At 43.5% G+C, this 13,314-nt stretch carries 10 protein-coding genes; 4 read left to right on the forward strand and 6 right to left on the reverse strand.

The window, feature by feature from the left end; all coding sequences use genetic code 11:
• The first annotated feature begins 5 nt into the window (after positions 1-5).
• The 3 genes from rapZ to mgtE all read left to right on the forward strand — a co-directional run bounded on the left by rapZ (position 6) and on the right by mgtE (position 2,708).
• Positions 6-854 (forward strand): RNase adapter RapZ, encoded by an 849-nt coding sequence (rapZ, locus tag C9J47_RS21780; protein WP_107255383.1) that lies wholly within the window; start codon positions 6-8, stop codon positions 852-854.
• The gene (locus C9J47_RS21785; protein ID WP_107255384.1) at positions 854-1,129 is read left to right on the forward strand and encodes an HPr family phosphocarrier protein; all 276 of its coding nucleotides are present in this window, start codon (positions 854-856) and stop codon (positions 1,127-1,129) included. Before rapZ ends, C9J47_RS21785 begins: the two co-directional genes overlap by 1 nt.
• Before the next feature lie 220 nt (positions 1,130-1,349).
• Positions 1,350-2,708 (forward strand): magnesium transporter, encoded by a 1,359-nt coding sequence (gene mgtE / locus C9J47_RS21790; RefSeq protein ID WP_006232411.1) that lies wholly within the window; start codon positions 1,350-1,352, stop codon positions 2,706-2,708.
• Between the two features lie 123 nt (positions 2,709-2,831).
• On the opposite strand, the gene pmbA is transcribed toward mgtE, so the two are convergent.
• Positions 2,832-4,175 carry a metalloprotease PmbA gene (pmbA, locus tag C9J47_RS21795; RefSeq protein ID WP_107255385.1) on the reverse strand — a complete coding sequence of 448 codons (1,344 nt, stop codon included), beginning with the start codon at positions 4,173-4,175 and terminating at the stop codon, positions 2,832-2,834.
• A gap of 122 nt (positions 4,176-4,297) precedes the next feature.
• Here pmbA and yjgA point away from each other — a divergent pair, with 122 nt between their 5' ends.
• Complete coding sequence (yjgA, locus tag C9J47_RS21800; RefSeq protein ID WP_107255386.1) at positions 4,298-4,822, forward strand: ribosome biogenesis factor YjgA; 525 nt, start codon at positions 4,298-4,300, stop codon at positions 4,820-4,822.
• Positions 4,823-4,923: 101 nt separating this feature from the next.
• On the opposite strand, the gene tldD is transcribed toward yjgA, so the two are convergent.
• From tldD to C9J47_RS21825, 5 genes are read right to left on the reverse strand one after another with little or no spacing between them, the layout of a single operon-like run.
• Positions 4,924-6,369: a metalloprotease TldD gene (gene tldD, locus C9J47_RS21805; protein ID WP_107255387.1), complete on the reverse strand. Its 1,446-nt coding sequence runs from the start codon at positions 6,367-6,369 to the stop codon at positions 4,924-4,926.
• Between the two features lie 18 nt (positions 6,370-6,387).
• The gene (locus C9J47_RS21810; RefSeq protein ID WP_107255388.1) at positions 6,388-7,206 is read right to left on the reverse strand and encodes a carbon-nitrogen hydrolase family protein; all 819 of its coding nucleotides are present in this window, start codon (positions 7,204-7,206) and stop codon (positions 6,388-6,390) included.
• A gap of 45 nt (positions 7,207-7,251) precedes the next feature.
• On the reverse strand, positions 7,252-11,145 hold the full coding sequence (locus C9J47_RS21815; RefSeq protein WP_107255389.1) for a YhdP family protein: 3,894 nt from the start codon (positions 11,143-11,145) through the stop codon (positions 7,252-7,254).
• A gap of 20 nt (positions 11,146-11,165) precedes the next feature.
• Positions 11,166-12,635 carry a ribonuclease G gene (gene rng, locus C9J47_RS21820; protein WP_107243694.1) on the reverse strand — a complete coding sequence of 490 codons (1,470 nt, stop codon included), beginning with the start codon at positions 12,633-12,635 and terminating at the stop codon, positions 11,166-11,168.
• A gap of 12 nt (positions 12,636-12,647) precedes the next feature.
• Positions 12,648-13,238 (reverse strand): Maf family protein, encoded by a 591-nt coding sequence (locus C9J47_RS21825; protein ID WP_107255390.1) that lies wholly within the window; start codon positions 13,236-13,238, stop codon positions 12,648-12,650.
• Positions 13,239-13,314: the final 76 nt, after the last annotated feature.

Here is a 13,314-nt window from a genome sequence, read left to right on the forward strand (position 1 = left end):
TAACCATGCAGTTAATGGTCGTAAGTGGACGCTCTGGTTCAGGAAAATCCGTAGCACTACGTGTGTTAGAAGATCTTGGTTATTACTGTGTTGATAATCTTCCCGTGACTCTACTACCACAATTTATCAGTACGGTTGAAAATAACGAACAAGATATTGCGGTAAGTATCGATGTACGTAACATGCCCTCTGAATCAGGCGTGATCCAAAAAACATTGAATTCACTCGATGATAAATTGGATGTTAACGTCATATTTATTGATGCAGACGACAAAGAATTGGTGAAGCGTTATAGCGAAACTCGACGCTTACACCCTCTTTCAAAACATGATATGAGCTTAGAGCAAGCTATTCAGTCTGAAAGTGCGATTGTCGCTGATATCAAAGAACACGCTGACTTAGTAATCGATACGACCAATAAATCGATTCATGATTTAAGTGAGACGGTTCGAGCACGTGTACTGGGTCGTGAATCACGCAAGCTGATATTAGTATTTGAATCGTTCGGCTTCAAACATGGTTTACCCACAGACGCTGATTACGTATTTGATGTTCGCTTTTTACCTAATCCGCATTGGGTTCCTGAACTAAAACCCCAAACAGGTTTAGATCAAGAGGTCAAAGAATTCCTTGTCGGGCATGCTGAAGTCAATAAATTGATTTACCAGATCCGTAACTTCATCGAAACTTGGCTACCGATGCTCGAAAAAAATAACCGCAGTTACCTTACTGTTGCGATTGGTTGTACCGGTGGTCAACACCGCTCTGTCTATGTGGCTCAGCAACTCGCTGATCATTTTCTTCATGATGGACAACAAGTACAAATTCGCCACCGTACACTGGAAAGTAAATAATGCCAGCATTAAGCCGTGAACTGTTCATTAAAAACCGCTTAGGTCTGCATGCTAGAGCAGCCATAAAGCTGGTTGAATTAACCCAAAGTTTCGAAGCAACTGTCACTATCAGTAATGATGAAAAAAGTGCTACCGCAGACAGCGTAATGGGATTATTAATGCTTGAATCGGCGCAAGGTCAGCAAATCAACGTTAGTGCAGAAGGAAGTGATGCCGAGCAAGCGCTCAATGCTGTCACAGACCTCATAGAAGCAGGTTTTGATGAAGATAATTAATCGGTGTTCTAGCCGTTAAATAAACACTAAACATCGACAAATGAATCGATAATGACGGTAAAAGGCGTAATTTATAGCGACTATTAACACCTTCATCGTTATTGTCGTTTTAACGCCAGCATTAAATATTTAATTCCTCTTAAATCTGGTGAGACAACAGGCTTCGTAATACGTTAAAATTCAAATTATTGCGCCATCAATTCATAAGGTCCCATTGCCTATGGCGGATGCTTTAGAACAAGATCAAACACATCAAACACTGCAAGAAGTGAACACAGCCCTAGAGAACGGGATGTTTGTTCATGTCCGCCGTATTCTTCAAGATATGGAACCGGAGGATATTGCTCACCTCTTAGAAGCTTCTCCGCCTAAAGAACGTCAGGTACTTTGGCAGCTGACCGATCCTGAAGAGCAAGGTGAGATTCTTGATGAGCTATCAGAAGATGTAAAAGACGGTATCGTCTCGCAAATGGAGCCAGAAAAACTGGCAGCCGTTACCGAGGGGATGGAAAGTGATGACGTCGCCTATGTATTGCGTAGCTTGTCTGATGAGAGATATCAGGAAGTGTTGGCGCAAATGGATGCCACCGACCGTCATCGAATAGAAAAAGCCCTCGCCTACCCAGAAGAAACCGCTGGCGGAATGATGAGCACCGACTTCATCACAATTCGTGGTGATGTTACGGCAGATGTTGTTCTACGTTATCTACGTATGAAAGGGGAGCTCCCTGAAGCAACTGATGCCTTGTACGTGGTTAATGAACAAGAAAAGTTAATTGGCCACCTTTCTCTTTCGGCCTTAATAACCACGCAGCCTGATATCGAAATCCGTGAGGTTATGGAAGATGCTGATGAAGCGATTCCTGTCGATATGGATGATAGCGAAATCGCTAACTTATTCGAACGTCGAAATTGGGTTTCAGCTCCAGTCGTTGATGCTAATAATCATCTCGTCGGTCGTATCACTATCGATGATGTGGTCGATATTATTCGAGAAGATGCTGAACACTCGATGATGAGTATGGCGGGTCTTGATGATGACGAAGACACCTTCGCACCAGTAATGAAATCGGCACGTCGACGAAGTATTTGGCTCGGTGTCAATGTTCTTGCAGCATTAGCTGCCGCATCTGTTTCCAACATGTTTGAAGAAACGCTGGCACAAATGGCATCCATTGCTGTTTTGATGACAATCGTCCCCTCTATGGGCGGTGTGGCAGGAAACCAAACTGTTGCCTTGGTTATTCGAGGTTTAGCCGTTGGACACATTGGTGACTCAAACACCCGCTGGTTGCTAAGCAAAGAAGCCCGAGTCGGTTTAATTAACGGCATACTATGGGCAGCGATTATCGGCGGCGTGGTGGTAGTGTGGAAAGGAAATATTGTACTCGGTGCCATTATTGCCGGTGCGATGCTCACCAACCTCTTTATGGCGGGTGTGGCGGGTGTAACGATTCCAATACTATTGAAAAAATACAATATTGATCCGGCACTTGCTGGAGGCATGGCATTAACCACCATCACCGATATTGTTGGTCTGTCGGTTTTCCTTGGCCTTGCAACGATCTTTTTAATATAGAAAACCGTTCGCTTTATATATTTAGCTTCATATATAAAAAGGGACAACGTTTATCACTTAAGATAAAAGCGTTGTCCCTTTTTAGTCAATTAACACAGCCGTAAATAATCAGTTGTTGTGCATTTACTCGCCAGCAATCTTCATTGTGTCTAATAAAATAGAGCCTGTTTGGATTTGACTACGTGTTTCCGTGTCTGCACCGATTGCCACAATGTTTTTCATCATATCTTTTAGGTTACCAGCAATGGTAATTTCGCTGACAGGGTATTGAATCTCACCGTTTTCAACCCAAAAACCAGCTGCACCTCGTGAGTAATCTCCCGTTACAATGTTAACGCCTTGACCCATTAACTCTGTAACCAATAGACCGCGGTCCATCTTTTTCAGCATCTGCTCAAAGCTTTCACCCGTCGATTTCACTAACCAGTTATGAATGCCACCAGCGTGACCCGTTGGCTGCTGCCCTAATTTGCGCGCAGCATAACTTGTCATCAGATAGGTTTGCAGTACACCATCAGTAATAATTTCTAAATCACGCGTCGCCAAGCCTTCACTATCAAATGGCGTACTCGCCATACCACGAAGAATATGTGGGCGCTCGCTAATATTTAACCACTCAGGGAAAATCTGCTCACCAAGCTGATCTAACAAAAATGAAGATTTACGGTATAAATTCGAACCACTGATACCCATAATCAGATGACCAAACAAACCCGTCGCGATATCAGCAGCAAACATAATCGGCGCTTCACGTGTTGACAACTTCTGCGCATCAATACGACCAAGCGTACGCTCTGCGGCATGTCGCCCTACACGCTCAGGCGTCCAGAGTTCAGAGGCTACGCGTGAAGACGTGTAACTGTAGTCTCGCTCCATCTGACCATTCTTACCTTCAGCAATCACACAACAGCTCGTACTGTGGCGGCTAGAAGCATAACTCGCTAGCATGCCATGGCTGTTACCATAAACACGCACTCCGTAATGGCTATCGTAACTTGCACCATCGCTTTGTTTTATACGAGGATCGAAATCTAATGCCGCTTGCTCTGCAGCAAAAGCAATCGATGCCGCAAAATCAGGTTCTGGTTCATCAGGGTGAAACAGATCTAACTCTGGAATATTTTTTGCCATCAATTCTGCAGGTGCAGGACCTGCAAAGGGATCTTCTGAGGTGTATCGAGCGATATCAAGTGCAGCAGCAACGGTTTGGGCAATGGCTTTTTCACTCAAATCTGATGTAGAAGCACTACCTTTACGTTGGCCGCGGTACACTGTGATACCCAGGGCACCATCACTGTTAAATTCCACACTCTCGATTTCACACATGCGAGTGGAAACACTGATACCTGTGGTTTTATTAATAGCAACTTCAGCAGCATCGGCTTGCTGTCCTGCAACTTCTAACGCTTTAGCAACTGCAGCTTCCAGCTCAACACGCTGATGTGCAACCTGTTCTCTTACGTCCATAGGATCACTTATCTGGCTTTAATCGTTATATAATTATGATAGTTACAGAATAATGTAATTTACGCCCAAAATCGTTAGTAAACTGATAAAATAGATACATTAGCATTTTTAGTGAGCCAGTTATGAGCCGTAAAAACCAAAAAGCCCCTTGGGAACCAGAAGAAGAAATCATCTGGGTAAGTAAAACCGAGATGAAACGCGACATGATTGATATCCAAAAGCTGGGTGAAGAGCTTGTTGCTCTAACGCCGAATGCTTTAGCAAAAATCCCGCTTGAAGAAGAGTTAATGGATTCGATCAAAGATGCACAGCGCTTCAAAAATGAAGCTCGCCGTCGTCAGCTGCAATACATCGGTAAAGTGATGAAGCATATCGATCTTGATCCGATTCAAGCAGCACTAGATAAGCTACGTAACAAGCACTCACAGCACACTGTTGCTTTGAAGAAGCTTGAACAAAAGCGTGATCGTTTAATCGAAAATGGCGACAGCATGATCAATGCGATTATGGTTGATCACCCAGATGCAGACCGTCAGCACTTACGTCAGCTTACTCGTCAAGCAAACAAAGAAAAAGCAAACAATAAGCCAGCAAAGGCTTACCGTGAAATATTTCAATACCTGAAAGAGCTGTATCTAGAAAACTAATCTAGCGGCAATATAGCAAGGTTCGATGCTTGAAATCAGAGCATAAAAAAGCCAGCAACGGATGCTGGCATTTTTATATCAATTAAGTAAGTAACAGAAAATTACTCTGTACCGCCTACTGTCATCGAATCAATCTTCAATGTCGGTTGACCGACACCTACAGGTACGCTCTGCCCTGCTTTACCACATACGCCAACTCCGCGATCAATGGATAGATCATTACCCACCATCGACACTTGCTGCATCGCTTCAATACCACTACCAATCAGGGTCGCACCTTTGATTGGACGCGTGATTTTACCATTTTCAATTAAGTAGGCTTCAGATGCTGAGAAGACAAATTTACCTGATGTGATATCAACCTGACCACCACCAAAATTAGGGGCGTAGATACCGTTTTTAACGCTTGAGATAATTTCTTCAGGCGAATGTTCACCCGGCAACATGTAGGTATTCGTCATACGAGGCATAGGTAAATGGGCATACGATTCACGACGACCATTACCGGTAGGAGCAACCCCCATAAGACGAGCATTCAACTTATCTTGTATGTACCCTTTTAACTTTCCGCCTTCGACTAAGACGTTATATTGCCCAGGCACACCTTCATCATCGATATTAATCGAGCCACGACGATCAACTAATGTACCATCATCAACAATCGTACAAAGTGGTGAGGTAACTTGCTGCCCCATCTGACCCGAGAACATCGAAGACCCTTTACGATTGAAGTCCCCTTCTAGACCGTGACCAACGGCTTCGTGTAATAATACCCCAGGCCAACCATTGCCTAACACAACGGGCATTGTACCCGCAGGGGCAGCTTCAGCTTCAAGGTTCACTAATGCCTGACGAATTGCTTCATCGGCAAAGTTGAGTGCCGCCGACTTGCCACCTTCTTCATGCAAGAAGTGCTCATAACCGTAACGACCACCGCCCCCCGCACTACCACGTTCACGTTTATCACCTTTCTCAACTAACACGCTGATAGATAAACGGACAAGCGGGCGAATATCGGCTGCGTAGGTACCATCAAGAGCGGCAACCAAGACTTGCTCGTAAACACCATTAATACTGACTGAGACTTCTTTAATTAATGGCTCTTTAGTGCGGATATAACTGTCGATCTCTTCTAGCAATGCAATTTTTTGAAATTTATCAAAACTGCCTAATGGATCAACTGGTGCATAAATACCTGAAGGCGAAATAGGGTTAAAGGCTTTAACACTCGCACTGCCACCCTGACGCACAATACCACGCGCCGCTTTCGCACTTTGCGTTAATGCTAACTCGTTAATCTGATCCGAGTAAGCAAAGCCGGTTTTTTCACCCGCAACAGCACGCACACCAACACCGCGGTCAATATTAAAAGAACCGTCTTTAATGATACTGTCTTCCAGTACCAGTGATTCATGCCAGCATGATTGGAAATAAATATCAGCATAATCCACGTCGCGAACCGCAATCATGCTCAAGATTTTATGAAGCTCTTCACGCCCTAACCCCGACTGGGTTAGCATGGTATTTTCTACAGTTTTCAGGGACATTAATTCTGCTCTTGTCATTTATCGCGGGTGCACACTAAAACGGGCGTGCTCAACCAACGGCATATTTGTTCTTATAGTTTGACTGAAATCTAAATCTATATCAGCCGTTAACACACCAGTACCTTGTTGCTGACAGGCTAGTACCTGCCCCCAAGGGTCAATAATCATTGAGTGCCCCCAGGTTTCTCGACCTTGATTATGTTCACCCCATTGTGCGGCTGCAATTAGCCAACATTGGGTTTCAATCGCTCGGGCACGTAATAAGATATCCCAATGTGCTTTGCCTGTTACTTTCGTGAAAGCCGCAGGCACAACAATAATATCGGCACCTTGTTCTCGTAGTGCGGAATACATTTGAGGGAATCGCACATCATAACAGATTGATAACCCAATTTTACCAAAGGGAGTCTCTACTACTTTTATCTCATTGCCAGATTGAAAAGTATCAGACTCTCGGTAACTATGGTGTTTATCTTCAATCTCCACATCAAACATATGCAATTTATTATAGTGGGCAATACAGACACCTTGATCATCAAACAATAATGTTGTTGAGGTGATCTTACCATCAGGCTGAAGAATGGGCATCGACCCAATTAATAACCAAATACCCAACTGTTTTGCAAAAGCAGCAAGTTCCGTTTGTAAAGGACCATTGCCTAAGGCTTCAGCATGGCGTATATAATCACTGTTAGCACCAAAAACAAGTGTATTTTCAGGTGTCACGACTAAACGCGCACCTTGCAATTGTAACCCTTTAAGCTTCTTTTTTAGCTGGCTAAGGTTTGCCTCAGGATCGGGACCTGAGTTCATTTGCACTAAACCAATCTTTGTCATAACTCACTCCCTGAAATTCTACTTTCTCTTAATTTCATCAATCTATTATTTCTTATTATCGATTGACTCAGGAACGACGACCTCGCCTTTAAATCGAGAACGTTCGGTGACAGTTGGAGAATCCAATGGTCCCTTCACCAAGTAATTAACCTGAGTAAATACATCTAACACGGGTGACAATGCCGTTGAGATTGCAAACACATACAATGCGGTTTGAGGCGCAACAGCAAAGGCCGTTAATACAGGTATACCCGATGTAAAGTCAGGGGTAAACCTGACTTGAGCATTAACCGTTTCATTCACTAAATTAGCAGAACCTTTAATAGTAAGATCACCCGCTAACGCCTGCATTTTTATATTGTCGCTATTAAATATCCCGTTCTCAATTTTCCCCGACCCTTTGATGTAATTAAAAGCTAAGCCATCATCAAATACGCCAGAAAAATCGAGCTGCAGCTTTCTCATGATCGAATCTAGACTGAATAAACCCAGTAAACGACCCGCACCACCAACCCCACTAATAATGCCTTGCCCTGTTTCTGTTTTGATTTCACCCGTCAAGGTTTCTCTATGAATAGACCACGGCGAACCTTGCCATTGAATCGATGCATAACTGCTAAATGAAGCATCCTGAATGCCACCCGAGATACCAAAACGCCCCATTAAGTCAGAGCTATTTTCACCTTCGACATCAAAGGCTATTTGGGTTTCATTTTGATCGCCGTCTAATGTCCAGTGGGCATCAAGGTTCAATGCTGTCGCCCCAGACTTCACCTGAAGGTTTTGCAGCACCAGCGTATTATTATCTTTGCGCAATTTTCCTGATACTTTACCCAAGCTATAGCCTTGCAACCACATACTGTTCACCTGTAAATCCAGCTCAGGCATATTCGTCATGAGGGCTTTATCAAGCTCAGTGGCTTCAGGAATATCACGCTGTGGTACGTACTTGGTTTTATCCTGTTTATCTTTTGATAATAGCTTGGGGAAATTCAAGAACACATTATCTAACGTTAACTTTAACGGGTTATTATCAACCCAAACGGCACTCCCTTTTACCTCTCGGCTATCCAGAGTAAAGCCCCACTGGCTCAGTTTCCTTTGCGCGTTAAAAGTAAGATCATGCCAATCTCGTGATGCAAGAGTAAGTGTCTTTAATTGAATATCCAGCTGTGTCGGCATCGGTATTTGAGGCATGCCTTGCTTCTTGCCTGTTGCTTCCGCCTGATCCAAATCGCTCGTGATCTCGTTAATCAAGTCAATCCATTGATCGCCATTAATACGATTACTATTCACTCGTACCTGATGTCCAGACAATGGCAAAGGCTTTAACTCTCCCTTCCCGATACTTAAAAAGCTCTTTTTAATTACAGGGCGAGACTGAAGTAAGCTAATTTGAGCTTGATACTTCGCATCTGGTACGACAATTTCCCCAGATAATACCTCAGCATTACCAGTTACTTTTACGGTAGCAAGTTGCTTGGGAGACAGCGCCCCCTCATAAGTTAGCGGGTAAGGAAGATTACTGTTAATGCGTGAAAGTGGGGCTTGTAAATCCACCGTATAATTAAAGCCCGTATCGTACAGGTTCACACCCACGACACCTTGCCATTGAGTCTGCCCTGATACGTGATTCAATAATGGATCATTCAATTGTTGTTGAAGTTGACCAACTTGCCAATTACCACCAAGATCAATGTCGACGGTATAACCCGTATCAACACTCTTGCCATTAAAACCAACGTTGATCGGCTGTTCGAGTAAGAAAGCTTTTAAGTCAGTGGCTTTAATCACATCATTATCAAAACTTAATTGCCCATTAACATTTGCTAACTGTATGGCAGGGGTTTCAATTGCAATTTGATTATCTTTAAAGTCAGCAGTGCCCCACGCCCTCACATCCGTACCATCAAACGGAATATCGAGCTTAAAGCGCGAGGTAACAGGACCACTCACTTTTACCGTGGTTAATGCTGCGCCAACCGAATCGACTAATGGCGTCGCCAACATATAGTCACGTACCGCATCCCCTTGTGCAGCAACATCCACCGTCAACTTTAAATGCCCATCAGGGCTAAGCTCTGATGCCCCTGTTACACGAGAGGCTGTTGCACCCATGGTGACCGCATGGTGCGAATCAAGATACATGAAATCATTTTCAAACAATAAATCCAGCTGCAGGTCAGTTAATATCGGCCAAGTGGTATCAAAGCTAAACTTGGCCTTTTTCAGTGGCACCTTTGCTTGAAATATTCCTTCATGGTTTTTATAAGGAAAATCAGAAAGCTCTCCATACCAAAGCAACTGAGCAGCATCCGCTTTACCACCTCGAATCGCCGCAGAGAGGTAATCAGTTAAATCATGCCCTAAAGCTAATGTAGGTAAATAGCGCCACGCCTCTCCAGCATTATTGAGCGAGGCTTCACCATAGAAAGATAACCATGCAGGCTTTTCTGCAGGAAAATCTAAACGAAACTCACCATCGACTTTTAAGTGAGGGGTCGCAACATGCAGCTTGTCACTCCATAATCGCCAGCCTTGATCGTTTACCTGCCAATAAGCGGTTACATCCGCATTATCAATTTTTAAAGGGGCTTGAAAAACCTCACCATAAGGTAATGCATCATCTTTCAGTTTTAGAACCGCTTTACCTGATGCTAAATCGCCGGAAATATCAGCATCTAACTTGCTGATGCCCGGTAAAAGCTCCCATTGCTGCATACCAAAGTGTTTTAGTTTTGCAGAAAAACGAGGTGACTCTTCACCAGTACTGGCAACGCGAATATCGGTTAAATTTCCCGTAGGCCTTAACGTATTCAACATAGATACAGCGCTGTTATCCGCAGGAAAGAAGCTAGCCAAAGACTGTAAACGTGCAATATCAAGGCTATTTACAGCCAACATCCATTTTTCAGGCTGCCATTGCGCAACAAGATCGAGATCAGGCCACTGGGTGTTATCTGTTTGAATTTTTAGATCATCACTATCAACTCGCCAAGCCGTGACATCATCGGTCAACGCCGTTGGTGTTAAAGCGACAACACCTTGTTGGATCTGAATGCTATGTAGTTGATCCGCTCTTTTCCATTCAACCTTACTATTTTCAATTTGAACGCGGCTGTTAGTTATTTCACCATCGAATAAATCTAACCACACCTCAAAGCCGATATCACTGCTTGTAATTTCGGTGCCTTTTGTTAATTGTTTATTCAGCCACGGCGTTATCGACAAGTTCTGAGCTTGCGCATAAATATGTCCAGATAAACTCGGTAGATCGCCTTTCTCAGATAAATTAGCGATAACTTTAAGCTGGCTAAGGTGCGTATCAGCAATGCTGATTACCCCTTCCGCAAGATGCTCGCCGTTAACATTTACCCATTTCAATTCGCTAATATCCACCTGCTTTTTTTCACCAGCGGGGGTTAACAACGACACTTTTGAATCCGTTAAAGAAAAATCCCCAAGACGAATGAAAAATAAGCGTTCTAACTTCTGAACGGCTGTTGTGGGTTGTTTTGACGGGACTTTTTGAGAAGAGTCAGCATAAAGGTCAAGCCCTGGGATTTGTGTTAAATCGATACCTAGCTGATTAATTGTAATATTTTTAAAAATTGGACGAAATTGCAAAGCTGATTGCCAGATATCAAGCTGCATATCAATCGAACTAACCGACGCCAGTGATTCAGAATTATCACTAGCTGCAATATCAATACCTTGCAGCATTAACGACGGACCAATACTGCGCCAATGGCCTTCAACACTATCAATTTGCAGGCTCATGCCTGCCTGCTCAGATGCCCATTGACGGATTGGCTCACGGAATTCGTTTAGCTGAGGAAGAAAAATACGCAGACCACTAATAGCAATAGCGGCCAGTACCAACAACGTCAGTACTAGCCACATTAATCCACGTACCAGACGAACTGGAACTGTTGTCACTCGATAACCTCTACAATCAATTACATCATCACTACATCAAACTGCTCTTGGATATAAAGCGGCTCAGGTTTCACTTTTACCTGTTTGCCAATAAAGACTTCCAATTCAGCCAATGCATGATACTCGTCACCTGCCAGCACATCGCCAACAGCGGGTGACACATAAACCACAAAACGATCGGCATCGTAAGCACGATTCACTCGCGTAATTTCACGCAAGATCTCATAACACACGCTTTCAACGGTTTTAACCGTGCCACGCCCTTCACAAGTAGGACAAGTACCACACAGTACATGTTCAATACTTTCTCGGGTGCGTTTACGCGTCATCTCTACTAAGCCTAGCTGAGTAAAGCCATTGATATTGGTTTTAACACGATCGAAAGACAGAGCTTGCTCTAATGTTGCGAGAACTCGACGTTGGTGATCTTCAATCGCCATATCAATAAAATCGATAATGATAATGCCACCCAGGTTACGTAAGCGTAATTGACGGGCAATGGCTTTGGTTGCTTCGATATTAGTGTTAAAAATGGTTTCTTCTAGGTTACGACGGCCCACAAAGGCACCAGTATTAATATCAACCGTTGTCATCGCTTCTGTCTGATCAATGATCAGGTAACCACCAGACTTCAATTCAACCTTACGATCTAGCGAGCGCTGAATCTCATTCTCGGTATCGAACAAATCAAAAATTGGCTGCTCACCGGCATAGTAGTCAATTTTGTCATTCACTTCAGGGACAAACTCTTCAGTGAACTCTTTTAATTTTTCAAAGCCAAGACGAGAGTCGACCTGAATACGATCTAATTCTGTGCCTACAAAATCACGCAAAATACGTTGTGCTAAACCCAGCTCACCATACAGCATCGATTTTGGCTTCAGCTTGATGCGGCGTTCTATTACTTTACGCCATAGATGCTTAAGGAATGCAGCATCTTGTCCTAGCTCATCTTCACTCGCACCTTCGGCCGCGGTACGAATAATAAAGCCACCAAGATCGTCACAATGATACTTAACGATCTTTTTTAAACGCTCACGTTCTTCTTCACTTTCAATGCGTTGAGACACACCAACGTGGCTCGCCCCTGGCATAAAGACCAAATAACGCGAGGGTAATGTGACGTCGGTCGTTAGACGTGCGCCTTTCGTACCGAGAGGATCTTTAATCACCTGAACAACAATGTCTTGCCCTTGGCGAACTAATTCTGAAATGTCCAAAACTTGGAATTGTTTTTTCTCGTTTTCAGCAACACATTCTGTATGAGGAACAATATCTGATGCGTGTAAAAATGCCGCTTTATCTAAACCAATATCCACGAATGCAGCTTGCATACCGGGTAAAACACGGCTTACTCGACCTTTGTAGATATTACCGACAATGCCACGTTTTGATTCACGTTCAATATGAACTTCTTGTAGGTTTCCGCTTTCAATCATTGCAACGCGAGTTTCACTTGGCGTCACATTTACTAGCAGCTCAATGCTCATGGTTGCCTCAACTTATAAATTTAAAAAATTCTGAACCATGACGTCGGTTTCCACTAAAGGTAGCCCCATCACAGCATAATAACTGCCATCAATGCGCGTGATAAATTTGCCACCCAGCCCCTGAATGCCGTAGCTACCGGCTTTGTCTTGTGGTTCACCACTTTGCCAATATTTTTCTATTTCGTTTTCAGACAAGGTTTTAAACCAAACATCGGTAACGACTAACTGGGTTTCTTCACGCTCTACTGTTGCTACCGTAACAGATGTCATCACTTGATGTTGACGTCCTGATAGTAAGTTCAACATACGCTGCGCATCATTAAAATCTTTCGGTTTTTCTAAAATCGTTTCATCAACCACAACAATAGTATCTGCCCCTAAAACAGGTATTGTTGCTACCGCCGTTTTAGTGGCATTGATTTCCTTCACACCAGCTATCGCTTTATCTCGCGATAATCGCTGAACATACTGTTCTGCCGTTTCACTAGGCTGGTGACACTCTTCAACATCAACCACTACACGTTCAAATTGATAGCCTAATTGTGTTAATAGTTCTTGGCGTCGAGGCGAACCTGATGCGAGATAAAGTTGTACTGCTGGCATAACGACTCTTTAAATATTGATGTTCGGTACATAACCAAACTACATGAAACAAAAAGGGAGCAAAAACACGCTCCCC

Source organism: Photobacterium indicum, assembly GCF_003026215.1.
GTDB classification, from domain to species: domain Bacteria; phylum Pseudomonadota; class Gammaproteobacteria; order Enterobacterales; family Vibrionaceae; genus Photobacterium; species Photobacterium indicum.